This is a genomic window from Pseudomonas sp. CLCA07, assembly GCF_053615335.1.
Map to the genome: position 1 here is coordinate 3,466,083 of NZ_CM132131.1, position 25,070 is coordinate 3,491,152.

25 protein-coding genes are annotated in these 25,070 nt (G+C 58.7%); 13 read left to right on the forward strand and 12 right to left on the reverse strand.

Going from position 1 to position 25,070, the window contains the following annotated elements; all coding sequences use genetic code 11:
• Positions 1-70: 70 nt before the first annotated feature.
• Entirely contained in the window at positions 71-484 is a 414-nt protein-coding gene (locus tag ACWGZX_RS16060) for an acetyl-CoA sensor PanZ family protein (protein WP_452624570.1), read from the reverse strand.
• Positions 485-705: 221 nt separating this feature from the next.
• Between ACWGZX_RS16060 and ACWGZX_RS16065 the strand changes: the two genes are divergently transcribed.
• The 7 genes from ACWGZX_RS16065 (at position 706) to ACWGZX_RS16095 (ending at position 6,507) form a co-directional block, all read left to right on the forward strand.
• Positions 706-2,370 carry an OFA family MFS transporter gene (locus ACWGZX_RS16065; protein ID WP_452624571.1) on the forward strand — a complete coding sequence of 555 codons (1,665 nt, stop codon included), beginning with the start codon at positions 706-708 and terminating at the stop codon, positions 2,368-2,370.
• A 254-nt stretch (positions 2,371-2,624) separates the two neighbouring features.
• Complete coding sequence (gene hisB, locus ACWGZX_RS16070; protein ID WP_003218037.1) at positions 2,625-3,218, forward strand: imidazoleglycerol-phosphate dehydratase HisB; 594 nt, start codon at positions 2,625-2,627, stop codon at positions 3,216-3,218.
• A complete protein-coding gene (gene hisH / locus ACWGZX_RS16075; RefSeq protein WP_223518823.1) occupies positions 3,218-3,856 on the forward strand; it encodes an imidazole glycerol phosphate synthase subunit HisH in 639 nt (212 codons plus the stop codon). The genes hisB and hisH overlap by 1 nt, the downstream gene beginning before the upstream one ends.
• Positions 3,857-4,114: a DUF2164 domain-containing protein gene (locus ACWGZX_RS16080; protein WP_050682512.1), complete on the forward strand. Its 258-nt coding sequence runs from the start codon at positions 3,857-3,859 to the stop codon at positions 4,112-4,114.
• A gap of 42 nt (positions 4,115-4,156) precedes the next feature.
• Complete coding sequence (hisA, locus tag ACWGZX_RS16085) at positions 4,157-4,894, forward strand: 1-(5-phosphoribosyl)-5-[(5-phosphoribosylamino)methylideneamino]imidazole-4-carboxamide isomerase (protein ID WP_010464588.1); 738 nt, start codon at positions 4,157-4,159, stop codon at positions 4,892-4,894.
• A 9-nt stretch (positions 4,895-4,903) separates the two neighbouring features.
• Positions 4,904-5,674, forward strand: coding sequence for an imidazole glycerol phosphate synthase subunit HisF (gene hisF / locus ACWGZX_RS16090; RefSeq protein WP_007949037.1), 771 nt, complete (start codon positions 4,904-4,906; stop codon positions 5,672-5,674).
• Between the two features lie 77 nt (positions 5,675-5,751).
• Positions 5,752-6,507, forward strand: a complete 756-nt coding sequence (locus ACWGZX_RS16095; RefSeq protein ID WP_452624572.1) for a substrate-binding periplasmic protein — start codon at positions 5,752-5,754, stop codon at positions 6,505-6,507.
• Positions 6,508-6,628: 121 nt separating this feature from the next.
• Here ACWGZX_RS16095 and ACWGZX_RS16100 read toward each other — a convergent pair whose 3' ends face one another.
• The 4 genes from ACWGZX_RS16100 to gpmI form a co-directional block, all read right to left on the reverse strand.
• On the reverse strand, positions 6,629-7,405 hold the full coding sequence (locus tag ACWGZX_RS16100) for a divergent polysaccharide deacetylase family protein (protein ID WP_452624573.1): 777 nt from the start codon (positions 7,403-7,405) through the stop codon (positions 6,629-6,631).
• 1 nt (position 7,406) lies between these two features.
• On the reverse strand, positions 7,407-8,726 hold the full coding sequence (locus ACWGZX_RS16105) for a S41 family peptidase (RefSeq protein WP_452624574.1): 1,320 nt from the start codon (positions 8,724-8,726) through the stop codon (positions 7,407-7,409).
• 31 nt (positions 8,727-8,757) lie between these two features.
• Positions 8,758-10,056, reverse strand: coding sequence for a murein hydrolase activator EnvC family protein (locus ACWGZX_RS16110; RefSeq protein ID WP_452624575.1), 1,299 nt, complete (start codon positions 10,054-10,056; stop codon positions 8,758-8,760).
• A gap of 302 nt (positions 10,057-10,358) precedes the next feature.
• On the reverse strand, positions 10,359-11,888 hold the full coding sequence (gpmI, locus tag ACWGZX_RS16115; RefSeq protein ID WP_452624576.1) for a 2,3-bisphosphoglycerate-independent phosphoglycerate mutase: 1,530 nt from the start codon (positions 11,886-11,888) through the stop codon (positions 10,359-10,361).
• Positions 11,889-12,041: 153 nt separating this feature from the next.
• On the opposite strand from gpmI, the gene ACWGZX_RS16120 reads away from it, so the two are divergent.
• Genes ACWGZX_RS16120 through secB form a run of 3 tightly spaced genes read left to right on the forward strand, consistent with a single transcriptional unit; the run spans position 12,042 to position 13,238 of the window.
• Positions 12,042-12,455, forward strand: coding sequence for a rhodanese-like domain-containing protein (locus ACWGZX_RS16120; RefSeq protein WP_452624577.1), 414 nt, complete (start codon positions 12,042-12,044; stop codon positions 12,453-12,455).
• A 1-nt stretch (position 12,456) separates the two neighbouring features.
• Positions 12,457-12,726, forward strand: a complete 270-nt coding sequence (gene grxC / locus ACWGZX_RS16125; RefSeq protein ID WP_223518840.1) for a glutaredoxin 3 — start codon at positions 12,457-12,459, stop codon at positions 12,724-12,726.
• 26 nt (positions 12,727-12,752) lie between these two features.
• Positions 12,753-13,238 (forward strand): protein-export chaperone SecB, encoded by a 486-nt coding sequence (gene secB / locus ACWGZX_RS16130; RefSeq protein ID WP_223518842.1) that lies wholly within the window; start codon positions 12,753-12,755, stop codon positions 13,236-13,238.
• Positions 13,239-13,405: 167 nt separating this feature from the next.
• Here secB and trmL read toward each other — a convergent pair whose 3' ends face one another.
• On the reverse strand, positions 13,406-13,861 hold the full coding sequence (trmL, locus tag ACWGZX_RS16135) for a tRNA (uridine(34)/cytosine(34)/5-carboxymethylaminomethyluridine(34)-2'-O)-methyltransferase TrmL (protein WP_223518844.1): 456 nt from the start codon (positions 13,859-13,861) through the stop codon (positions 13,406-13,408).
• On the opposite strand from trmL, the gene ACWGZX_RS16140 reads away from it, so the two are divergent.
• Complete coding sequence (locus ACWGZX_RS16140) at positions 13,860-14,300, forward strand: hypothetical protein (protein WP_452624578.1); 441 nt, start codon at positions 13,860-13,862, stop codon at positions 14,298-14,300. The genes trmL and ACWGZX_RS16140 overlap by 2 nt on opposite strands.
• 543 nt (positions 14,301-14,843) lie before the next feature.
• Here the strand turns inward: ACWGZX_RS16140 and ntrC are convergent.
• From ntrC to glnA, 5 genes are all read right to left on the reverse strand, one after another.
• A complete protein-coding gene (gene ntrC, locus ACWGZX_RS16145) occupies positions 14,844-16,280 on the reverse strand; it encodes a nitrogen regulation protein NR(I) (RefSeq protein ID WP_223518847.1) in 1,437 nt (478 codons plus the stop codon).
• A complete protein-coding gene (gene glnL, locus ACWGZX_RS16150) occupies positions 16,277-17,362 on the reverse strand; it encodes a nitrogen regulation protein NR(II) (RefSeq protein WP_452624579.1) in 1,086 nt (361 codons plus the stop codon). Before glnL ends, ntrC begins: the two co-directional genes overlap by 4 nt.
• Before the next feature lie 230 nt (positions 17,363-17,592).
• The gene (locus ACWGZX_RS16155; RefSeq protein ID WP_452624580.1) at positions 17,593-18,213 is read right to left on the reverse strand and encodes a DUF4124 domain-containing protein; all 621 of its coding nucleotides are present in this window, start codon (positions 18,211-18,213) and stop codon (positions 17,593-17,595) included.
• Entirely contained in the window at positions 18,210-18,719 is a 510-nt protein-coding gene (locus ACWGZX_RS16160) for a DUF4124 domain-containing protein (RefSeq protein ID WP_452624581.1), read from the reverse strand. The genes ACWGZX_RS16155 and ACWGZX_RS16160 overlap by 4 nt, the downstream gene beginning before the upstream one ends.
• A gap of 297 nt (positions 18,720-19,016) precedes the next feature.
• On the reverse strand, positions 19,017-20,423 hold the full coding sequence (gene glnA / locus ACWGZX_RS16165; RefSeq protein ID WP_223519857.1) for a type I glutamate--ammonia ligase: 1,407 nt from the start codon (positions 20,421-20,423) through the stop codon (positions 19,017-19,019).
• 330 nt (positions 20,424-20,753) lie between these two features.
• On the opposite strand from glnA, the gene thiI reads away from it, so the two are divergent.
• Together thiI and typA are read left to right on the forward strand one after the other, a co-directional pair.
• Positions 20,754-22,208 (forward strand): tRNA uracil 4-sulfurtransferase ThiI, encoded by a 1,455-nt coding sequence (gene thiI / locus ACWGZX_RS16170; RefSeq protein ID WP_452624582.1) that lies wholly within the window; start codon positions 20,754-20,756, stop codon positions 22,206-22,208.
• 139 nt (positions 22,209-22,347) lie between these two features.
• Positions 22,348-24,168 (forward strand): translational GTPase TypA, encoded by a 1,821-nt coding sequence (gene typA / locus ACWGZX_RS16175; RefSeq protein WP_452624583.1) that lies wholly within the window; start codon positions 22,348-22,350, stop codon positions 24,166-24,168.
• A 254-nt stretch (positions 24,169-24,422) separates the two neighbouring features.
• On the opposite strand, the gene ACWGZX_RS16180 is transcribed toward typA, so the two are convergent.
• Positions 24,423-24,863 carry a YkgJ family cysteine cluster protein gene (locus ACWGZX_RS16180; RefSeq protein ID WP_452624584.1) on the reverse strand — a complete coding sequence of 147 codons (441 nt, stop codon included), beginning with the start codon at positions 24,861-24,863 and terminating at the stop codon, positions 24,423-24,425.
• Positions 24,864-25,070: the final 207 nt, after the last annotated feature.

The window sequence follows — 25,070 nt, forward strand, 5'->3', positions numbered from 1 at the left end:
GGCGAGTCCTTGTAGATAGTCGAATTCGAAATTTAGCCGGGGAGTATAGCGCTCTGAAGTGGACGACCGGTCAGGCGATAACTGCGGGCAGTACATCCAGTGGCAGTTTCAGCTTGGCTGCAAGTGCCTGGGCTTCAAGATGCCCGGCGGGGGCCAGCAAGCGAAGTGTGGCGCCCGACTCAGAGGCCATTTTCTGCGCTTCGTTCACCAGACGCTCGGCGACGCCACGCCGACGGGTAATTTTTCGTACGCAAAGTTGGGACAAGTGCCAAACGTCCTGATGCCGTTGCAAGCGAGCCGCGCCGAGCAGTCGATCATTGAAGCGTCCGGCGATCAGCGAACCGTCCCGCAGGCAGCCTTCGATCAGCTGTATATCCCCTGAAAACGGGGCGTACAGCCAGTCCGGGGCGTCGCGGTAAATTTTCTGCAAGTCTTGCTGATCCTGGTAAGTGGCCTCGTTTAGCGGTTCGACAATGATCGGCATGGCGACTCCTTAAGAGGTACGAGAACGGATGACATACAAATGGTGATATCAGTTTGGCTTTTCTGCCACGCTCAAATGGTAACCTTTGCCCGTTCGTCCGTCCTGCTGCGACGAGATGCCGCACAAAAAGCAGCTTCACCTAACAAAACGGTCACGCGTGCGCATAGAAGCCGGGGGTGAGGAGTGGCTGGCGAACCCTACTAATAATTGGGGGATACACAATGACCACGAGCATCACGGCGGACGGCCTCATAGCCGGCCAGCCTGCGTTCCTGTCCAAGGAACGCATCATCGCCAAGCCCGGTTTTAACCGTTGGCTGGTACCACCGGCCGCTTTGGCCATCCACCTTTGCATCGGCATGGCCTACGGTTTTTCGGTGTTCTGGTTGCCACTGTCCAAGGCGCTGGGCGTGACCGCTCCAGTGGCCTGCGCGCCGGACATGAGCTTCATTTCGCAAATTTTCTCGTCGCAATGCGACTGGCCGATCTCGATGCTCGGCTGGATCTACACCCTGTTCTTCATATTCCTCGGCTGCTCGGCAGCGATCTGGGGTGGCTGGCTGGAACACGCCGGGCCGCGTAAGGCTGGCGTTGTATCGGCGCTGTGCTGGTGTGGTGGTCTGCTGATTTCAGCACTGGGGATCTATACCCACCAGATCTGGCTGATGTGGGTCGGCTCCGGGGTCATTGGCGGTATCGGCCTGGGGCTGGGTTACATCTCGCCGGTTTCGACGTTGATCAAGTGGTTCCCGGACAAGCGCGGCATGGCGACCGGTATGGCGATCATGGGTTTTGGCGGTGGCGCGATGGTCGGTGCTCCGCTGGCCGCAGCCCTGATGAGCCATTTCGCTTCGCCAACCAGCGTCGGCGTCTGGCAGAGCTTCCTGGTGATGGCCGCGATCTACTTCGTGTTCATGATCGGTGGCGCACTGTCCTACCGCGTTCCGCCAACCGGCTGGAAGCCTGAGGGCTGGACCGCGCCGGCGAAAAAAACCGCTAACGCGATGATCACCCACCGCCACGTTCATGTGAATGTCGCCTGGAAAACTCCACAGTTCCGTCTGGTGTGGCTGGTGCTGTGCCTGAACGTATCGGCCGGTATCGGCATCCTTGGCATGGCGTCGCCGCTGTTGCAGGAAGTGTTCGGCGGCAAATTGATTGGTGTGGACCTGCCATTCGGTCAACTGGGCGCCGGGCAACTGGCTTCGATTGCGGCGATTGCTGCCGGTTTCACTGGTTTGCTGAGCCTGTTCAACATCGGTGGCCGGTTCTTCTGGGCCTCGTTCTCGGATTACCTGGGCCGCAAAAACACCTATTTCGTGTTCTTCGCTCTTGGTTTTGCCCTGTACGCGTTGATCCCGAACCTCGGTCACCTGGGCAACGTTGCGCTGTTCGTGGCGGCGTTCTGCATCATCCTGTCGATGTACGGCGGTGGTTTTGCGACGGTTCCGGCTTATCTGGCGGACTTGTTCGGTACGCAAATGGTCGGTGCGATCCACGGTCGTCTGTTGACGGCATGGGCGGCAGCGGGGGTGTTGGGTCCGGTGTTGGTGAACTACTTGCGTGAGTACCAGCTGAGCATCGGCGTTGAACGCGCCGCCGCTTACGACATCACCTTGTACATTCTCGCCGGCCTGTTGGTGCTGGGGTTCCTGTGTAACCTGCTGGTGCGTCCGGTGGCTGACAAGTACTTCATGACCGATGCTGAGCTGGCTGCCGAACAGGCGCTGGGTCACGACAAAGGTGCTGACAGCAGCACCGAGCTGGAGTGGAAAGCGGACGCGGGCACCAAGCCTTTGGCGGTGGCGGCGTGGCTGGTGGTGGGTATTCCGTTGGCGTGGGGTGTGTGGGTGACCCTGCAGAAAACGGCGATCCTTTTCCACTAACGCCAAACCTTGTAGGAGCCGGCTTGCCGGCGAAGGCGTCCTCATTGCCGCTGCACTTCGCCCGGCCGCCTTCGCTGGCAAGCCAGCTCCTACAAAAGCCGTGCATTCGCAATGAATGCAGGCTTGTACTGACATGTACATCGCTGATGGCTCAGAGTTCACTCCGTCAGTGATATCACCTCTCGTGTTTCTGTTTCGCGCCCGCGCCCCTATAATGGCTGCCTTTTTCGCCCAATGATTTTGCGGAGCTGGTGATGGCCGAACGTAAGGCGTCAGTCGAGCGCGACACTCTGGAAACCCAGATCAAAGCCTCGATCAACCTGGATGGCACCGGAAAGGCCCGATTTGATATCGGTGTTCCTTTTCTTGAGCACATGCTGGACCAGATCGCCCGTCACGGGCTGATCGACCTGGATATTGTCAGCAAGGGCGACCTGCATATCGACGACCACCACACCGTGGAAGACGTCGGTATCACCCTGGGTCAGGCCTTCGCCAAAGCCATTGGCGACAAGAAAGGCATCCGTCGCTACGGCCACGCCTATGTGCCGCTCGATGAAGCGCTGTCGCGTGTGGTCATCGACTTCTCCGGCCGCCCAGGCCTGCAGATGCATGTTCCGTATACCCGCGCTACCGTCGGCGGTTTCGACGTTGACCTGTTCCAGGAATTTTTCCAGGGCTTCGTCAACCATGCGCTCGTCAGCCTGCACATCGACAACCTGCGTGGCACCAACACCCACCACCAGATCGAAACCGTGTTCAAGGCATTCGGCCGCGCACTGCGCATGGCCGTAGAGCTCGATGACCGCATGGCCGGTCAGATGCCATCGACCAAAGGCGTTCTGTAATGCAGACGGTCGCGGTTATCGATTACGGCATGGGCAACCTGCACTCGGTGGCCAAGGCCCTCGAGCACGTCGGTGCCGGTAAGGTCCTGATCACCAGCGATGCCGACGTGATTCGCGAAGCCGATCGGGTGGTTTTTCCCGGCGTCGGCGCGATTCGCGATTGCATGGCGGAGATCCGTCGCCTGGGCTTCGATTCGCTGGTGCGTGAAGTCAGCCAGGACCGTCCGTTCCTCGGCATTTGCGTGGGCATGCAAGCCTTGCTCGACAGCAGTGAAGAGAACGATGGCGTCGACTGCATCGGCCTGTTTCCGGGCGCGGTGAAGTTCTTCGGCAAAGACCTGCACGAAGACGGCGAGCACCTGAAAGTCCCGCACATGGGCTGGAACGAAGTGAAGCAGACGATTGCACATCCTCTGTGGCACGACATTCCGGACCTGGCGCGTTTCTACTTCGTGCACAGCTACTACATCGCCGCCGGCAACGCGCGGCAGGTGGTGGGCGGCGGTCACTACGGTGTCGATTTTGCTGCGGCGCTGGCCGAAGGCTCGCGTTTCGCCGTGCAGTTCCACCCGGAGAAGAGCCATACCCATGGCCTGCAATTGCTGCAGAACTTCGCCGCGTGGGATGGTCGCTGGTAAATGGCCGTCAAGAAGAAGCCACCGATCCTGACCCTCACTCCTGAACAGGAGAACGAGGCCAACCAGAAGATCAAACGCTTCATGGAGGATCGCTTCGAACTGGACCTGGGTTCGTTCGAAGCGGCCGAAATCCTTGAGCTGTTTACCCGTGAAATTGCTCCGCACTATTACAACAGGGCGATTTTCGATGTGCAGACGCACCTCAAAGAGAGGTTCGAAAGCATCGAAAGCGACTTGTGGGCGCTCGAGAAAAACTGATTTCCGAGCGAAGCTGAATACTCGAATTTGAAGGTTTGCCAGATGCTGATTATTCCCGCTATCGATCTCAAAGACGGTGCCTGTGTTCGTCTGCGCCAGGGCCGCATGGAAGATTCCACGGTGTTCTCCGATGACCCGGTGAGCATGGCTGCCAAGTGGGTGGAAGGCGGTTGCCGTCGTCTGCATCTGGTCGACCTGAACGGCGCTTTCGAAGGCCAGCCGGTCAATGGCGAAGTGGTCACTGCGATTGCCAAGCGTTATCCGAACCTGCCGATCCAGATCGGCGGCGGTATCCGTTCGCTGGAAACCATCGAGCACTACGTCAAAGCCGGCGTGAGCTACGTGATCATCGGCACCAAAGCCGTGAAAGACCCGGCCTTCGTCGCCGAAGCCTGCCGCGCGTTCCCGGGCAAAGTGATCGTCGGTCTGGATGCCAAAGACGGTTTTGTCGCCACTGACGGCTGGGCTGAAATCAGCACCATTCAGGTGATTGACCTGGCCAAGCAATTCGAAGCCGACGGCGTATCCGCGATCGTTTATACCGACATCGCCAAAGACGGCATGATGCAGGGCTGCAACGTACCGTTCACCGCCGCCCTGGCCGCTGCCACGCGTATTCCGGTGATCGCTTCCGGCGGTATTCACAACCTCGGTGACATCAAATCGCTGCTCGACGCCAAGGCGCCAGGCATCATCGGCGCAATCACTGGCCGGGCGATCTACGAAGGCACCCTCGACGTCGCTGAAGCGCAAGCTTTCTGCGATTCGTACAAAGGCTGAGGACTGACCATGGCGCTGGCCAAACGCATCATCCCTTGCCTGGACGTGGATAACGGCCGGGTCGTTAAAGGTGTGAAGTTCGAGAACATTCGCGATGCCGGTGACCCGGTGGAAATCGCCCGTCGTTACGACGAGCAGGGTGCCGACGAGATTACCTTCCTCGACATCACCGCCAGCGTCGACGGTCGCGACACCACGCTGCACACCGTGGAGCGCATGGCCAGCCAGGTGTTCATCCCGCTGACCGTGGGCGGTGGCGTGCGCACCGTGCAGGACATTCGCAATTTGCTGAATGCCGGTGCGGACAAGGTGTCGATCAATACCGCAGCGGTGTTCAATCCAGAGTTCGTTGGCGAAGCGGCGCAGCATTTCGGTTCGCAATGCATTGTCGTCGCCATCGACGCCAAGAAGGTTTCACTGCCGGGCGAAACCCCGCGCTGGGAAATCTTCACCCACGGCGGTCGCAAACCTACCGGTCTCGACGCTGTTGAATGGGCGAAGAAAATGGAAGGCCTCGGTGCCGGTGAAATCCTGCTGACCAGCATGGACCAGGACGGCATGAAAAACGGCTTCGATCTCGGTGTGACCCGTGCCATCAGCGATGCCTTGGGGATTCCGGTGATCGCCTCCGGTGGAGTCGGCAACTTGCAGCACTTGGCTGACGGCATCCTCGAAGGTCACGCCAGCGCAGTATTGGCGGCGAGTATTTTCCACTTCGGCGAATACACCGTGCAGGAAGCCAAGGCCTACATGGCGCATCGCGGCATCGTCATGCGCTAAACAAACAATACAGGCCAGTGGACATCATGGCGGGCTCAAGGCACTCTTGGGTACGCCATGGATTTCGGTAGCCAGACATGCTCAAACGCCTTCTTCTAGTCCTCGCCAGCGCCTCCCTATTGTTTATCAATGGAGCGCGCGCCGCAGAAAGTCCCAGCACCGACCTGGTGTTGCTGACAGAAAATTTTCCGCCGTACAACATGGCCAAGAACGGCAAGAACTTTGCTCAGGGCGAGAACATCGATGGCATCGCCGTGGACATCGTCCGCGAGATGTTCAAGCGTACCGACATTACCTATAGCCTGACGCTGCGCTTCCCTTGGGAGCGGGTCTACAAACTCGCTCTGGAAAACCCCGGTTACGGTGCATTCGTGATGGCGCGGTTGCCGGACCGCGAGAGACTCTTCAAGTGGGTCGGGCCGATCGGTCCGGACGACTGGATCATGCTGGCCAAGGCTGACAGCAATATCACCCTCGAAACACTGGATGACGCGCGAAAGTACAAGATCGGCGCATACAAGGGCGACGCCATTGCCATGACACTGGCCAAGCAAGGCTTGAAACCGGTGGTTGTCCTGCGCGATCAGGACAACGCGAAGAAACTGGTCAGCGGGCAGATCGATCTGTGGGCCACCGGCGATCCCGCTGGGCGTTATCTGGCGCGTCAGGAAGGTGTGAGCGGGCTCAAGACCGTATTGCGCTTCAACAGCGCCGAGCTGTATCTGGCACTGAACAAAGACGTGCCGGACGAAACGGTGGCCAAACTTCAGGCCGCGCTGGATCAACTGCGCAAGGAAGGCAAGGTGGACGAGATCATGGCGCGGTATCTCTAATGGCGCCACCGCACCCCTTGTAGGAGCTGGCTTGCCAGCGAAGGCGGTCGCACAGGCAGCGTGATATTCAAGACCGCTTCGCCGGCAAGCCGGCTCCTACAGGGGTTGGTTCAACTGCAAGTTATCGGTACACCCCATCCTTTCCATGGGCCGCTGTTGCACGGTTGCCACGCACACTGATCATCTGCCTGATATCAATCCACTCAATCCCCTGAGCCTTCAGCTTCGGCAACTCCCGCTCCATAACCGCCAGCGTCTGCGGATACGGATGCCCGATCATCACCGCGGAACCCTGCTTGCGCGCCAGGCTGATCGCCGTCTGTAACTGGGTGAAGATTGCCGCTTCGGTGCGCTCGTCATCCAGAAACACATCCCGCGAAACGCTGGCCAAGCCAATCTTCTGCGCCTGGGCGGCAGCAACGGTTTGCGCGCTGGTGCGGCTGTCGACGAAGAATTTGTGCCGCTGCTGCAAATCCGCCATCAACCAGGCCATGGCGGCCGGTTGAGCGGTCATTCGGCTGCCCATGTGGTTGTTGATGCCGGCGGTATAGGGTACGACCTTGAACGCCGCATTCAGGCGTTTTTCCAGCTCTTCGATGGACAAGTCCGGGTGCCACGCGAAGGGGCCCGTGGCCGGGTCCATGGGCATGTGCAGGATGACGATCTTGCCGGCGCGATGGGCTTCGCGGGCGAATTCGGTGGCGTGGGGTGTGTCGGGCATGATCGCCGCGGTCACCGGGCCGGGCAGGGCCAGCACGCGGCGATCCCGGGGCAGGTTCTGCCCCAGGTCATCGATGATCAGGCTGAGATAGGCTTTTTGAGGGGGCGTCTCGACGGGCGCTGCGTGAGCAACACCCGCCAGGCAGAGCAATAAACACAGGATAAACCGCTGGAGCATCTCAGCGGCCGGACGTGATGCTCAACCCTTTGAGCAGGCTCAAGGCCTGGGCCAACTGGTAATCATCATCCTGCGGCATGGCCTTAGCTTTGCCGCTGGAGCTGGTCGGCTTGTCGGCGCCGCCGTTGCCATTGCCCAGGTGACCCTGCAAATCGGCTTCCTTGAAGTACTCGCTGTCCTGCTCGTTGGTGATCTTGGCCTTGCGCACTTCGATGTCCGGGACGATGCCCTGGGCCTGAATCGAGCGACCGTTCGGGGTGAAGTACAACGCGGTAGTGATCTTCAGGGCGCGGTCGTTGTTCAGTGGCAGCACGGTTTGTACCGAGCCTTTGCCGAAACTGGTGGTGCCCATCACCACGGCGCGTTTTTGATCCTGCAAGGCACCGGCGACAATTTCCGAAGCCGAGGCGCTGCCGCCGTTGATCAGCACGACCATTGGCACGGCTTCACTTTCATCCTTGCCGGTCGCGGAGAAGCGCAGCTCGGAGTTGGCGATACGGCCCTTGGTGTAGACGATCAGGCCCTTTTTGATGAAATGATCGACCACTTCCACCGCAGCCTGCAGCACGCCACCCGGGTTGTTACGCAGGTCGAGGATGATGCCTTTGAGCTTCTTGCCGTTTTCCTTGCGCAGCTTGGCCAGGGCCTGGGAGACCTCTTCGCCGGTCTTGACCTGGAACTGAGTGATGCGGATATAGCCGTAGCCGTTTTCCAGCAGCTGCGCCTTTACGCTCTTCACCTGGATGATGGCGCGGGACAGGGTTACGTCGAAGGGTGTACCGCCATCGCGCACCAGGGTCAGGGTGATTTTCTGGCCGATCTTGCCGCGCATCTTGTCCACGGCTTCAGTCATGGTCTGGCCGCGAGTCGGCTGGCCATTGATCTTGACGATGAAGTCACCGGCCTGAATGCCCGCCTTGGACGCCGGAGTGTCATCGATCGGCGAAACGACCTTGATGAAACCGTCTTCGGCGCCAACTTCGATGCCCAGGCCGCCGAATTCACCGCTGGTGCTTTCCTGCAACTCGGCAAAGTCTTCCGGGCCCAGGTAGGCAGAGTGTGGATCGAGGTTGCTGAGCATCCCTTTGATGGCGTTTTCCAGCAGGGTCTTGTCATCTACGGGTTCGACATAGGCGGCCTTGATCCGGTCCATGACCTCGGCAAAGGTGCGCAACTCTTCCAGAGGCAACGGGGCCTTGGTCGTCGCGGCAGTGCCCGCAGGCGCGACAGCCGGCGCTGGTTGAGCGGCGAACGCCAGAGGCGCGCCGATCACCAGGGCGATCGTCAGGGCCAGCGAGGTAAGGCGGGACAAATGCAGCATGTCAAACGAACTCCTGAATTAGGTAGCGTGCTTATCCTTGCACACGACACCATTGCGCCGGATCACTCGGGTGACCCTGCTGACGAATAGCGAAATACAGTGCTGGTGTGTCCTGTCCGCCACTGTTGCCGACAGTGGAGATGGACTCACCGGCTTTTACTACGTCACCCGCAGACTTGAGCAACGTCTGGTTGTGACCATAAAGACTCAGAAAACCGTTGCCGTGGTCGAGAATCACCAGCAGCCCCGCACCACGCAACCAGTCGGCAAACACCACGCGCCCGCCATGCACGGCATGCACCTGACTGCCGGCGGAGGCGCTGATCATCACGCCGTCCCACTTGGTTCGTGCATCGTCGCCACGAGACTCGCCAAAGCGTGCCAACAGTCGACCATCAACCGGCCAGGGAAGTTTTCCCCGAGTTGACACAAAGGGGCCGCCAAAGGTTTCGCCTGAACTTGAAACCAGCGCGCCAGGTGTCGATCTCACGGGTTTGCGTGGGGCATCGGTGGTTTCTGCATCTGCTGCAGCCTGAGCCTCACGTAAACGCTTTTTTTCGGCTTCCTGCTGGGCGATCAGTGCTTTTTGCCGCGCTTCTTCTGCCTCACGGGCCTGGCGAGCCAAGGTTTCTTCAATGGTTTTAAGGACTTTAGACAGGTCTGCCTGATCCTGCTCGCGGGAGGCCAGTTTCTGGTCGCGAGCCTTTACGTCTTCGTTGAGCTTGGCCAGGACTTGCTGGCGCTCCTTGCGGACTTTGTCGAGTTCATCGCGCTGGCTGTCGAGGCTGCTCTTCTGCACCAGCAACTGCGCCTGCTGTGCGTCTATGTCTTTTTCGACATTGGCCAGTTGGCGCAGGGTTTCATTGAAATTCTTCAGCTGCTCCAGGCGGGCCTGGCTCAGGTAGTCGTAGTAGGTGAGGGTGCGGGCGAACTGCTCCGGGTTCTGCTGGTTCAGCAGCAGCTTCAAGTACTCCTGACGGCCGTTTTGATAGGCCGCGCGGGCCTGAATGGCGATCAGTCGTTGCTGTTCAATGCGCGCGCTCTGGAGTTTTTTTTTCTCGGCATCGAGTCGCTGTAGCTCGGTTTCGCTTTTCTTCAACTCTTTTTGCAGGGCGTCGACCTGTTTCTCGAGCTTGCCCATCTCGGTCTCGGTGCCTTTGAGCTCTTTTTGCACACCGGATTTTTCTTCCTGCAACTTGCCCAGCAGTTTTTTCAGCTCGGCAATGTCCTGACGCGTGGCGTCCAACTGTTGTTGGGTTTGCTCGCGCTCGTCAGCGAAGGCCGGTTGGAGCAGGCAAGTCAGTGCTAGGGCTATCAGGACGCGGAGCATAGAGGCGGGCGGCACCAGGGAAAGGGACGGCCTAGTATGCCCGCCATGCGTGGCAAAAAAAATGCCCAATTGGAGCTGTGTGATAACTGGACAAAAAAACACCACAAACCAATGTGGGAGCGGGCTTGTGTGGCGAGGGGGCTTGCCCCCGTTGGGCCGCGAAGCGGCCCCAAAATCTGCAATCGCGGTATATCAGGTACACCGCATGCAATGGTTTTACGACTGCTACGCAGCCGAAACGGGGGCAAGCCCCCTCGCCACAACAGCTCCCACAGGGTTTCAGTGGTGTTTGATGACGCGGATTACACCAGAATCGATGTCCCGGTCATTTCCGCCGGTTTTTCCAGGCCCATCAACATCAGCATGGTCGGCGCCACATCCGCCAGTACGCCGCCTTCACGGACCTTGAGGTCACGCTTGCCGACATAGATGAACGGCACAGGCTCCGTAGTGTGAGCGGTGTGCGCCTGACCGGTGGCTTCATCGGACATTTGCTCGACGTTGCCGTGGTCGGCAGTGATCAGCGCTTCGCCGCCGACTTTTTCCAAGGCTTCGACGATGCGGCCGACGCACTGGTCCAGGCATTCAACGGCTTTCACCGCTGCTTCGAACACGCCGCTGTGGCCGACCATGTCGCCGTTGGCGTAGTTGACCACGATCACGTCGTAACGCTGGTTATCAATGGCATCGACGATGCGGTCGGTGACTTCCGGTGCGCTCATTTCCGGCTGCAAGTCATAGGTAGCGACTTTTGGCGACGGGATCAGGATGCGTTCTTCGCCCGGGAACGGTTCTTCACGACCGCCGGAGAAGAAGAAGGTCACGTGGGCGTATTTTTCGGTTTCGGCGATGCGCAGTTGGGTCTTGCCGTTTTTCGCCAGGTAATCGCCCAGCACGTTTTCCAGGCTACCGGCGGCGAACGCCGACGGTGCAGGAATGCTCGCGGCGTATTGGGTCAGCATGACGAAACCGGCCAGTTTCGGTTGGCGCGCGCGTTCGAATTCATTGAAATCGTCTTCGACGAACACGCGAGTCAGTTCACGGGCGCGGTCGGCGCGGAAGTTCATGAACACCACAGCGTCGCCGTCTTCGACCTTGACCGGCTCGCCGATGGAGGTGGCTTTGACGAATTCGTCGCTCTCGCCCCGTTCGTAAGCGGCTTGCAGGCCTTCCTGGGCGGTGGCGGCATTGAATTCGCCTTGGCCATCGACAATCAGGTTGTAGGCCTGGGACACACGGTCCCAGCGGTTGTCGCGGTCCATGGCGAAGTAACGGCCGATGATGCTGGCGATACGACCTTTGCCCAGCGCCTGGAAGCTGGCGTCGAGCAATTCGATGGACGACTGTGCGCTTTTCGGTGGCGTGTCGCGGCCGTCGAGGAAGGCGTGCAGGTAGATTTTTTCAGCGCCGCGTTTGAACGCCAGTTCAGCCATGGCGATCAGGTGGTCCTGGTGGCTGTGAACGCCGCCGTCGGACAGCAGGCCCATGAAATGCACGGCCTTGCCGGCTGCAACGGCTTTGTCTACAGCGGCGCAGATGGTCGGGTTCTCGAAGAACTCGCCGTCGCGGATCGACTTGGTCACGCGAGTGAAGTCCTGATACACCACGCGGCCGGCGCCGAGGTTCATGTGGCCGACTTCAGAGTTGCCCATCTGGCCATCCGGCAGGCCGACGTCCATGCCGCTGCCGGAGATCAGGCCGTTCGGCACGGTGGCCCACAGACGGTCCAGCACGGGCTTCTTCGCCGCATAGATAGCGTTGGACTCAGGGCTCTCACTGTGACCGAAGCCATCGAGAATAATCAGGACCAAAGGTTTAGGCGTGGTAGTCATGGATTCCACTCGTGGCTGAGTTAAAAGAGGGCGATTAAAAAGGGAGTGGCAGTTTAAAGCGAAGTTCCGGCCACGTCACCGCCGGACGGGGTTTGGCCCACCATAGTGGCTGTGTATACTGGCCGACATTTTAACGCCCTGGAACCTCCTTCGATGGTTGCTAACCTGATTCAATTTGCCACTAACCACTACATCCTCGTCGGTATCTTCGTCGTACTGCTGGCGTTGCTGATTGCCTATCAGATGCAGGGCGGCGGCCGTAGCCTGAGCACCGGCGAACTGACTGGCCTGGTCAACAAAGACGCCGGCGTAGTGATCGACATCCGTTCGAACAAGGACTTCGCCGCTGGTCACATCGTTGGTGCGTTGAACATTCCTCACGACAAGCTGACCGCTCGCATCGGCGAACTGGAAAAGCACAAGGCCAAGACCATCATCCTGGTCGACGCCCTGGGCCAGACCGCCGGTACGCATGCGCGTGAACTGATGAAATCCGGCTTCACCGCCGCCAAGCTCTCCGGTGGTATTTCCAGCTGGAAGGGCGACAACCTGCCGCTGGTGAAGTGATATGAGCAACGTCGTCGTCTATTCCAGCGATTACTGCCCTTACTGTTCGCGAGCCAAGTACCTGCTCGAGAACAAAGGCGTGGCCTTCGAAGAGATCAAGGTCGATGGCAAGCCGCAGGTGCGCGCCGCCATGGCTCAGAAAGCCGGACGTACGTCCGTGCCGCAGATCTGGATCGGCAGCACCCACGTTGGTGGTTGTGATGATTTGTTTGCCCTTGAGCGCGCCGGTAAGCTCGACGCAATGCTCAAGGCCTGTATGCCTTCCCTATAAGACCCCAAGATCAGAAAGGATCTGAGATGACTGACCAACAGAACACTGCAGCTAGCGAAGAAGAAACCGCACCGCAATTCTCCTTGCAGCGCATCTACGTACGTGACTTGTCCTTCGAAGCCCCGAAAAGCCCGGCGATTTTCCGCCAGCAGTGGGAGCCGAGCGTCGGTCTGGATCTGAACACCCGTCAAAAGACCCTGGAAGGCGACTTCCACGAAGTCGTGCTGACCTTGTCCGTGACCGTGAAGAACGGTGACGAAGTGGCATTCATCGCTGAAGTGCAACAGGCCGGGATCTTCCTGATCAAGAACCTGGACGACGCTTCGATGAGCCACACCCTCGGCGCGTTCTGCCCGAACATCCTGTTCCCGTACGCTCGCGAAACCCTGGACAGCCTGGTCACCCGCGGCTCGTTCCCGGCCCTGATGCTGGCACCGGTGAACTTCGACGCGCTGTACGCACAAGAACTGCAACGCATGCAGGCGGCTGGCGAGACTCCGACCGTTCAATAAAAGCTTCGTTTGCTCCATGAAAAAAGCGCCTCTGAAGGCGCTTTTTTCATGGAGCAAACGAAACCTGTAGGAGCTGGCTTGCCAGCGAAGGGGCCATCACACTCAACCTCTGTGCTGGCTGTTACACCGCTTTCGCTGGCAAGCCAGCTCCTACAAGGACGGCGGTGTTATTTGAAGTCGTTTTGGCGCCAGGCCTCGTACACGGCGACGGCCACGGTGTTCGACAGGTTCAGGCTGCGGCAGCCTTCACGCATCGGTAAGCGCAGGCGTTGTTCGCCGGGCAGGGCGTCGAGCACTTCAGCCGGCAGGCCTCGGCTTTCCGGGCCGAACAGGAAGGCGTCGCCCTCGGCGAAACTGGCATCGTGGAACGGTCGCGAGCCCTTGGTGGTGAAGGCGAATAACCGGGGATGGCCAAGACTCTCCAGACAACTGGCGAGATCGGCGTGGCGTTGCAGGGTGGCATACTCGTGGTAGTCGAGGCCGGCCCGGCGCAGACGTTTGTCGTCCATCTCGAAGCCCAGCGGCTCGATCAAATGCAGGTGGCAGCCACTGTTGGCGCACAGCCTGATAACGTTGCCGGTATTCGGCGGAATTTCTGGTTGAAAAAGGATGACGTGAAACATGCACGGCTCCGAAGGTAAAGATGACGGGCATTCTACGCCGCCAAAGGATCCCCGTTCGAAACTATTCCCGCGAGTGCTCGGTTCGTTGGCAATTGTCGGGATGATGGTGGGGCTGATGATCGGTCGCCTGACCGCGCCCGACCCGACAGTTTTGCAGCAGGTCGAGGTTACAAGCGACGGGCTGGTGGTGTGGTTCAACAACGAACCCAAGAGCCACGGCGAGTTTGTGGACGGTAGCCTCGCATTGCTGTTCGAGGCCGAAGGCCAGGCGCAGAAAGGTCAGCTCAAGCTCAACGACAAGAGCGTCAACTGGCGGGTGCGTTTGAGTGATGGGGGGTTGTTGCTGTCGGTAGTGGCGGCCCGGCCACTGCAAGGCGAATGGGCCGGTAGTGAGGTCGATGATCGCTGGCGGCTGGAGATCCATCTCCGGGAGCAATAAAAGAGGGAATCCCCGGCCTGCCTGTACCAAGGCTCCCAAAACGGCGTGGCTCGCGCATTGCGTCGTGAGCCTGGTGTAAAGAAGGAACCCCTGACCTGCCTGTATCAAGGGCCCCAAAACAGGGTGGGCTCGTCGCGTAAGCGGTGTGAGCCCGATGTAAAGAGGGGAATCCCCGGCCTGCCTGTACCAAGGTCCCCGAAACCGGGTAGTGAACTGAATCACTGAATGGACTATTGCAGGGGGCGTGCCAGGTTTTAACAAATTGGTACAGAAAATCGCTTTAAAACGCCAAAAGCCCCGTATTCCGGGGCTTTCGTGTTTTTTCGATAGAGGTTCGATTGCGAATACAGGCGGGGTTTTGAATGTGCTTTTGTGCGCGATTGCGGTTCACAGTGCATTGCGGCGGTGCACTCTGGCCCTAAAAGCATCGCGGGCAAGCCTTGCTCCTACAGTTCATGCGCAATGTCAAAATTGGCATATGACCTGTAGGAGCAAGGCTTGCCCGCGATTGGATGTAACTGTCAGTGAAGAACTGCAGGCTGCTTAACCCTCATCCCCCTCATCATCATCCCCACCATCCACTTTCATCCCCAATTCCTTGATCTTGCGTGTCAGGGTGTTACGCCCCCAACCCAGCAAGACCGCAGCATCGCGGCGGCGGCCGGCGGTGTGTTTGAGGGCGGTCTCGATCATGATCCGCTCGAAGGCCGGCACAGCGGTGTCCAGCAGGCTCGACTGACCACGCGCCAACGCTTGATCGGCCCACTGGCGCAGCGCTTGCTCCCAGTTGGTCACGGGCGCCGAATCCTGCGGCAGGCTCAGTAACTCTGGCGGCAGGTCGCTGATGTGCACTTCGCGACCCGATGCCATCACCGTGATCCAGCGGCAGGTGTTCTCCAGCTGGCGCACGTTGCCGCCCCACGGCAGGTTCTTCAGGTATTCCTCGGTTTCGCTTTTCAGCAGCTTCGGCTCGACCGCCAGTTCCTGCGCAGCGCGGCTGAGGAAGTGCTTGGCCAGGGTCGGGATGTCTTCGCGACGGTCCGACAGGCGCGGGATGTGAATGCGGATCACGTTGAGGCGGTGGAACAAGTCTTCACGGAATTTCCCAGCGTGTACCAGGGTTTCCAGGTTCTGGTGCGTTGCGGCGATGATTCGCACATCGACCTTCACCGGCACATGACCGCCAACGCGATAGAACTCGCCGTCGGCCAGTACTCGCAGCAAGCGGGTTTGCGTATCGGCCGGCATGTCGCCGATTTCATCGAGGAACAGCGTGCCGCCGTCCGCCTGTTCAAAACGTCCGCGACGCAGGTTGGCCGCGCCGGTGAACGCGCCTTTCTCGTGGCCGAACAGCTCGGATTCCATCAGGTCTTTTGGAATCGCCGCCATGTTCAGTGCGATGAACGGCGAGGCCGCCCGTGGGCTGTGACGGTGCAGGGCGTGGGCCACCAGCTCTTTACCGGTCCCGGATTCGCCATTGATCAGCACGGTAATGTTGGAGTGGCTCAAGCGCCCGATGGCGCGAAACACTTCCTGCATCGCCGGTGCTTCACCGATGATTTCTGGCGTACGGGTCAGGGCGACCGGGACTTCCAGGCCTTGCTGCTCCTGGGCGTGCTGGTTGGCGCGCTTGACCAGGGAGACCGCTTCATCGACGTCGAACGGCTTGGGCAGGTATTCAAACGCGCCACCCTGATAGGACGCGACAGCGCTGTCCAGGTCGGAGTGAGCCGTCATGATGATGACCGGCAGCCTCGGGTGCTGTTCGCGAATCCGTGCCAGAAGTTCCAGGCCGCTGGCGCCGGGCATGCGGATGTCAGAGATGATCACGTCTGGCTGCTGGCGCGCCAGGCGGCTCATCACGCCATCGGCACTGTCGAAGCTTTGCGTGGTCATGCCTTCCTGCTGCAAGGCTTTTTCCAGGACCCAACGGATAGAACGGTCGTCATCGACGATCCACACGGTTTCACTACGGCTCATGTCGATGTGGCTCCTTGTTCCAGTGGCAGAAAGATCGAGAAAGTGGTGTGGCCTGGGTGGCTGTCACATTCGATCAAGCCCTGGTGCTGGCTGATGATGTTCTGGGTAATGGCCAGGCCCAGCCCGGTACCGTCCGGACGACCACTGACCATGGGAAAGAAAATGGTTTCCTGAAGTTCTGCGGGAATGCCCGGACCGTTGTCGATGATTTCGATCTTGGTCACCAGGCGATGGCGCACGTGGCCGATGGTGAATTGGCGCATGGCGCGGGTACGCAGGCTGATGCGACCCAGGCGCAGTTCGTTCTGGCTGCTGATGGCCTGCATCGCATTGCGCACGATGTTCAGCACCGCCTGAATCATTTGTTCGCGGTCGATCAGCACGTCAGGAATGCTGGGGTCGTAGTCGCGCACCAAGGTGATGCAGCCCTGGCTTTCCGCTGACACCAGTTGGCAGACACGCTCCAGCACCTCATGGATATTGCACATGGCCAGCGACGGCAACTTGTTCGAGCCGAGCATGCGGTCGACGAGGTTTCGCAGGCGGTCGGCTTCTTCAATGATCACGTTGGTGTAATCGCGCAGGCTTTCTTCCGGCAGTTCGCGGGCGAGCAATTGTGCGGCGCCGCGAATCCCGCCCAGTGGATTCTTGATTTCGTGGGCCAGACCGCGCACCAGCATTTTGCTGGTTTCCTGCTTCGACAACTGTGCCTCTTCCTTGGTGATCCGCAGCAAGCGGTCACGGGGATGGACTTCCAGCAACAGCATCGTGCCGCCGTTGGCCAGGATCGGCGTTACCGCATAGTCGACAGTCAGGGTCTGGCCGGTGAGAGCGGTGAGCATCGCTTCGCGCTTGGTGAACGGGTGCGCCTGCTCGACTGCCTGGCGCAGGGAATTCAGTGCTTCGGTGGATTCGGTGAACAACTCGCTGATGAACTGCCCATGGCTACGCTGACCGCTGATGGCCAGTAACATTTCCGCCGCCGGGTTCATGTACTCAAGGCGCAATTCGGCGTTGAGCAGGATGGTGGCAGTGGTCAGGTTGTCGAGTAGTAGTCGATGCAGTGCGTCGCTAATGGTCATCAGGACCTCTTTTGGAGCAGGGCGCGCGCAAGAACCAAGCGCTGATGCTGGGAAAATGCAAAAACCAAACCAAGGCTCCGAAAAGAAGCGTTTAAGGCCTGAAACGGGCGTTTGACGCTCATTAGCGCGGCGTTCTGCCAGTTTTCACGGGTACTTTCGAACCAAAATGGGTTGCGATATGGGTACGGTGCAACCTATCGCACCAATGTAGTGCGTAAAGCTGAACGGCGTTAGAACAAACGCAAGAAAGGATTTATTTCTTCTTTCGGTTTGTCTGTGAGCGGGCATTCCGGCCGTTTGCCGTAGTCGACGAGGGCGCAGGGTTTGACCTGGCGTTTTTGCGCGAGGGATGTGCGCAGCATGTGGAACGGCTGATTGGCGGTGCGTTCGACGGTGCGGCCTTGCTCGTCGAGGATTTCAACGGACAAGTTGTGACTGCCACGGTCGATGTTGCTCAGCGGGAACACCGGACTGAGGCCGGGCTCGGCGGTGGGTTGGCCATCGAGCAGCAGTCGGTAGCGGTGCCCCGGTTGCAGGCGGGGTTCGTTGGTGACGCTGACGATAATTTCGCCGGTATTGCTACGGATCGTCGCGTCCGGCTCCGGCACCAGTATGCGAAGCAAGTCATAGTGGAACAGCGGTTGTTCTTCGGGCGGGTTCGCGGAAATCAATGGCTTCGCAGCGGTGGGCTGGGCAGTCATGCGATTGCTGGTCGCCAGCGGCACACGTTTGGCGTTGCCATGCTGCGGCTGATCGGTGAAGGCGCGATTGCCCTGAGCATCGACATAGGTGAATACCTCGGCCGACACAGGGAAGGCGATCAAGTAGGCGATCAGCAGCCACAGCCTCATGGCTTGTGCACCCTTTGCACGGTGAACGTCACGGTGGGACTTTGCTGAAGGACGTTCTCTCCATTGATCACCTGCACCGCCAGGCTATGTTCGCCGCGGTCGACGTTCACCAGTTGCAGGATCGGCACATTGCTCGACTGCCCGTAGGGTCGGCCATCCAGCAGCAATCGCAACAGGTGCGGCGCTTGCAGGCGCGGCTTGATCAGAACGCTGACGGTGAAGGTGCCGTTATTGGCACGCAGGGCCTCACCGGTGGGCAGGCCGGTCAGCTGCAGCGCCTCATAGGCACTGTGCGGCGGCTCATTGCTGGTGCTTTCGGAAGAGGGAGCGGGAGGGGTTGGGGGTGCCACGCTATTCAGCGGCGGCAATTCAACCGGCTGGGCCGTGACGCCGTCGGGTGGTTGATTGCTGTAGGCGGTATTGCCGTCGGCGTCGGTGTATTTATAAATCTGCGCTGCGGCGGGCAGGGCGATCAGCAGCAACATCAAAAGCAAACCACGACCCATAAAATCGACCGGAAACGAAAGCGTTGGGGTGCAGCATAGGTCAGGGGCGGTGATTGACCCAAGCCGTTAACATTTGTGAATGATTTACTGATTTCTCTCAGACACCACAAACCCTGTGGGAGCGAGCCTGCTCGCGAAAGCAATTTATCATTCAACATTGATACTGACTGGCACGACGCTTTCGCGAGCAGGCTCGCTCCCACAGGGTTTTTCATCGGTCGTGGCATCGCGGGCACAAAAAAGGCCTTCCGAAGAAGGCCTCTTTTTTGTCACGCCGCGTGCCGCAGCGCTACCGGATCAGCAGCTGTAGTACAGCTCATATTCCAGTGGGTGTACGAAGGTACGTACCTTGATTTCTTCTTCGCTTTTCAGGGCGATGTAAGCGTCGATGAAGTCGTCGCTGAAAACGCCGCCTTTGGTCAGGAACGCACGACCTTTGTCCAGCTCTTCCAGGGCTTCTTTCAGGCTGCCGCAAACTTGTGGGATCTCTTTCGCCTCTTCAGGCGGCAGGTCGTACAGGTTTTTGTCAGCTGCGTCGCCAGGGTGGATCTTGTTCTGGATGCCGTCCAGGCCAGCCATCAACAGTGCAGCGAAGCCCAGGTACGGGTTAGCTGCTGGATCCGGGAAGCGAGCTTCGATACGGCGAGCGCGAGGGCTGGACACGTAAGGAATACGGATCGAAGCGGAACGGTTGCGAGCCGAGTAGGCCAGCATTACTGGAGCTTCGAAACCTGGGACCAGACGCTTGTAGGAGTTGGTCGACGGGTTGGTGAAGCCGTTCAGGGCCTTACCGTGCTTGATGATGCCGCCGATGAAGTACAGAGCGGTGTCGGACAGGCCGGCATAGCCTTCGCCAGCGAAGGTGTTCTTGCCATCTTTGGCGATGGACAGGTGAACGTGCATACCCGAACCGTTGTCGCCGTACAGAGGCTTAGGCATGAAGGTCGCGGTGCGGCCGTAAGCGACAGCAACGTTGTGTACGCAGTACTTCAGGGTCTGAACTTCGTCAGCCTTGGCGACCAGGGTGTTGAACTTCACACCGATTTCGTTCTGGCCGGCAGTCGCCACTTCGTGGTGGTGAACTTCGATTACCAGGCCCATTTCTTCCATGGCGTTGCACATGGAGGTACGGATTTCGTGGTCGTGGTCAAACGGTGGAACCGGGAAGTAACCGCCTTTGATACCTGGACGGTGGCCATGGTTGCCGCCTTCGATGTCCTGGTCGGACATCCAGGAACCTTGTTCGGAGAAGATTTTGAACATCGAGCCGGAGATGTCGGACTTGAACTTCACCTGATCGAAGATGAAGAACTCAGGCTCTGGACCTACGAATACGGTGTCGCCGATACCGGTCGACTTCAGGTATTCCTCGGCGCGGTGGGCGATGGCGCGTGGGTCACGGTCATAGCCTTGCATGGTCGAAGGGTCGATCACGTTGCAGACCAGAATCAGCGTTGGGTCTTCGGTGAACGGATCGAGAACGGCAGTGCTGTCGTCCGGCAGCAGGATCATGTCGGAGGCTTCGATGCCTTTCCAGCCAGCGATGGAGGAGCCGTCGAACATTTTGCCTTCTTCGAAGAAAGCGTCATCCAGCGCGTCGCGAGCCGGCATGGTCACGTGGTGCTGAGTGCCTTTGGTGTCCGTGAAGCGCAGATCAATCCATTTGACGTCATGATCTTTGATGAGTTGAACCGACTTCGACATAGTGTCCTCCGGGTGGCTTCGGGCTTAGTAGTGGATGCCCTTAGAATGTGGGTGATGCCGGCGCGAATACTCTGCCAAGGCAACCTGCCTCACAAGGGAGCAAATTGCATGCCAGTGCCCCACCATGGGTTTTTTGCCCCAATTTCACGCTTATAAAGGAACAAAGGGTCTTTAGGTGGTAAATCTCGCCCTACAATGTAGCGTTAAAATCTGGAAATGACCTGTTTTGGTGCGCGAAAAACCTTCTGCACATTAACTGGTTAAACCTTGAGCAATTTCCGCTATAATCCGCGCCCCCCTTTTTCGGCTGGCCCAGCGCGCGCTGTTTTCATGAAACTAATCGTAAAAGTCTTCCCCGAGATCACCATCAAGAGCCGCCCGGTACGGATGCGTTTCATCCGCCAATTGGCTAAAAACATCCGCACCGTGCTCCGCGACCTGGACCCGGCCGTGGTGGTGAACGGTGTGTGGGACAATCTCGAGCTGGAAACCCGCGTCAGCGAGCCGAAAGCCCTGAAGGAGATGACCGAGCGCCTGAGCTGCATGCCGGGCATTGCGCATTTCCTGCAGGTCGATGAGTACCTGTTGGGCGATTTCGACGACATCGTCGCCAAGTGCAAGCAGCACTTCGGTGATTCACTGGCCGGGAAGATCTTCTCGGTGCGCTGCAAGCGCGCCGGCAAGCACGAATTCAGCTCGATGGATGTCGAAAAATACGTCGGCAGCCAACTGCGTCGTCAATGTGGCGCCGCCGGAATCTCGCTCAAAGAGCCGGAAATCGAAGTTCGCATCGAAATTCGCGACAAACGGTTGTTCGTGATCCACAGCCAGCACAACAGCATCGGTGGATATCCGCTGGGTGCCCTGGAACAGACGCTTGTGCTGATGTCCGGCGGCTTCGATTCCACCGTGGCGGCGTACCAGATCATGCGCCGTGGCCTGATGAGCCATTTCTGCTTCTTCAATTTGGGCGGAAGGGCCCATGAACTGGGCGTCATGGAAGTCGCGCACTTCATCTGGAAGAAGTACGGAAGCTCCCAGCGCGTGTTATTTGTCAGTGTGCCGTTCGAGGAAGTACTGGGAGAAATTCTCGGGAAAGTCGATAACAGTCATATGGGCGTAGTTTTGAAGCGTATGATGTTGCGCGCTGCTTCCCGTATTGCTGATCGGCTGGACATTGAAGCGCTGGTCACCGGTGAAGCGATTTCCCAGGTGTCGAGCCAGACGTTGCCGAACCTGTCCGTGATCGACTGCGTGACCGACAAGCTGGTCTTGCGTCCGCTGATCGCCAGTCACAAGCAGGACATCATCGACCTGGCCAACGAAATCGGTACTGCCGACTTCGCCAAGCATATGCCGGAATACTGCGGGGTCATCTCGGTGAACCCCAAGACCCACGCCAAGCGTCCACGCGTGGAGTACGAAGAACAACAGTTCGACATGGCAGTACTTGAGCGTGCGCTCGAGAACGCCAAAATGGTGCCGATCGATCGCGTGATCGACGAATTGGGCCAGGATTTGCAGATCGAAGAAGTCAGCGAGGCGCTGGCTGGTCAGATCGTCATCGACATCCGTCATCCGGATGCCGCTGAAGATGACCCGCTGGGCCTCGTTGGCATTGAGGTACAAACGATGCCGTTTTATGCATTGAACGCTCGTTTCAAGGAACTGGACCCTACTCGCCAGTACCTGCTGTATTGCGACAAAGGCGTGATGAGTCGCCTGCATGCCCACCATTTGCTCAGTGAGGGGCATGCCAATGTGCGCGTTTATCGACCGAGCTAAGAGCCCGGGGCTGTATGCCTGTGGCCTGCGTCACCGGCCCCCCGACTCTGCCGTCAAGCTGTAACGGCAAGGCCTGACTCTACTGTAAATCGCTGCCAAGACTTGTCAGCACACCGAATCCTCTGATCGAGATACACAAGTGATCGAAAATCTACGCAACATCGCCATCATTGCTCACGTTGACCATGGTAAAACCACCCTGGTAGACAAACTCTTGCGTCAATCCGGCACCCTGGAGCGCAACGAGCTCAACGACGAGCGCGTGATGGACTCCAACGACCAGGAGAAAGAGCGCGGTATTACCATTCTGGCGAAAAACACCGCCATCAACTGGAACGGCCACCACATCAACATCGTGGACACCCCGGGCCACGCCGACTTCGGCGGCGAAGTTGAACGCGTAATGTCGATGGTTGACTCCGTTCTGCTGCTGGTTGACGCTCAAGACGGCCCTATGCCGCAAACCCGTTTCGTGACCAAGAAGGCTTTCGAAGCCGGCCTGCGTCCAATCGTGGTCATCAACAAGGTTGACCGTCCAGGCGCGCGTCCGGACTGGGTTCTGGACCAGATCTTCGACCTGTTCGACAACCTCGGTGCTACCGAAGAACAGCTGGACTTCAAAGTCGTCTACGCCTCGGCCCTGAACGGCATTGCCGGTCTGGAACACACCGACATGGCTGAAGACATGACCCCGCTGTACCAGGCGATCATTGACCACGTACCGGCTCCAAAAGTTGACCGTGACGGTCCGTTCCAGATGCAAATCTCGGCACTGGACTACAACAGCTTCCTGGGTGTTATCGGCGTTGGCCGTATCGCCCGTGGTCGCGTCAAGCCGAACACTCAAGTTGTGGCTATCGACGCTGACGGCAAGCGCCGTAACGGTCGTATCCTGAAGCTGATGGGTCACCACGGTCTGCACCGTATCGACGTTGAAGAAGCAGCTGCTGGCGACATCGTCTGCATCAGCGGCTTCGACCAGCTGTTCATCTCCGACACTCTGTGCGACCCACTGAACGTCGAAGCGATGAAGCCGCTGACCGTTGACGAACCAACCGTTTCCATGACCTTCCAGGTAAACGACTCGCCGTTCTGCGGTCGTGAAGGCAAGTTCGTCACCAGCCGTAACATCAAAGAGCGTCTGGACAAAGAACTGCTCTACAACGTTGCTCTGCGCGTTGAAGAAGGCGACAGCGCCGACAAGTTCAAAGTCTCCGGCCGTGGTGAGCTGCACCTCTCGGTACTGATCGAAACCATGCGTCGCGAAGGCTTCGAAATGGGTGTTGGTCGTCCGGAAGTGATCATCCGCATGGTTGACGGCGTGAAGCACGAACCGTACGAAAACGTGACCATCGACCTGCCAGAAGAATCGCAAGGTTCGATCATGGAGCAGATCGGTATCCGTAAGGGCGACCTGACCAACATGGTTCCGGATGGCAAGGGCCGTGTGCGCCTTGAGTACAACATCCCGGCTCGTGGCCTGATCGGTTTCCGTAACGAGTTCCTGACCCTGACCTCCGGTGCAGGCATCCTGACCTCGATCTTCGACCGTTACGACGTGATGAAGTCCGGCGACATGTCCGGCCGTCAGAACGGCGTGCTGGTTTCGGTTGCTACCGGTAAGGCTCTGACTTACTCGCTGGAAACCCTGCAAGCTCGCGGCAAACTGTTCCTGGGTCACGGTGAAGACGTGTACGAAGGTCAAATCGTCGGCATCAACAGCCGCGACAACGACCTGGGCGTTAACCCAACCAAAGGCAAGAAGCTCGACAACATGCGTGCTTCGGGTAAAGACGAAACCATCGCTCTGGTTCCGCCTATCCGCTTCACTCTGGAGCAGGCTCTGGAATTCGTTCAAGAAGACGAATTGTGCGAAGTCACTCCTAAGTCCATCCGTCTTCGCAAGAAGATCCTGGGCGAAAGCGAGCGTACCCGCGCTGCGAAGAAGTCCGGTAACTAAGTTCTTTAGTTAGCTGACAAAAAAACGCCCCCGACCGCAAGGTCGGGGGCGTTTTTGTTTGTCTGGCTGTAGCAACTCGTTCGTCTTTGTAGCAGCTGTCGAGCCCCAGCGAGGCTGCGTCCGACTGCGCAGCAGTCGTTAAACCATGCGCCTCGGTGAGTCATGTGCACCGCATTTACAGAGTTTACGACTGCTGCGCAGTCGGACGCAGCCTCGCTGGGGCTCGACAGCTGCTACGGAGGATAGATGGGGGGTCAGAACTTCTCGAGCGGCCGGCGGCTGGCGCTGGTCTCGCGCGCCACTTCCTTTGGCTTGTACGCGCAATACCCCGGCCGTGGCCCGATTTTCGGGTGATTACGGCAGGTATCCGGGCGCTTTTCATAAATAGTGCACAGACGGCTCTTACGATCCAGATAGAGACAATCGTTGTTGCTCATGCGCTGAAGGGTGAAGATCTCGGTCTTCTGGCTATAGCGCTCGACGATCCCTTCCTTCTGCAGGCGCTTGGCGATGTTTTTCGCTGGCTCGCCGCGCTCGAACTCGTCGACGATGCCGATACGGATCAGATCCTTGATCTTGACCTCGACCGGCAGCGTGCAGCAGCTGGATATGCAGGAACCGCACATCGGCGCAGAGTACTTGGCCCAGGTATCGAGGCGATCGATCTCAGCGGCAGCGATCAGGTTGGGCTTCATCATCGGTTGTTACCAGCACGTGTATCAGGGCGCGCGATCATACCGGGACTGGTGGATTTTTGAACAACCTTTCGCCAGATTTTTTCTGTACCACCTCAATAGCACCGTTAATCCGGCACGGCCCCTGCATTGATTCAGGCACACGACAATGTAATGCCGACCTATCTCGCACTCTCAGGAAAAACTGCCGAACCAGAGCCCCCACCG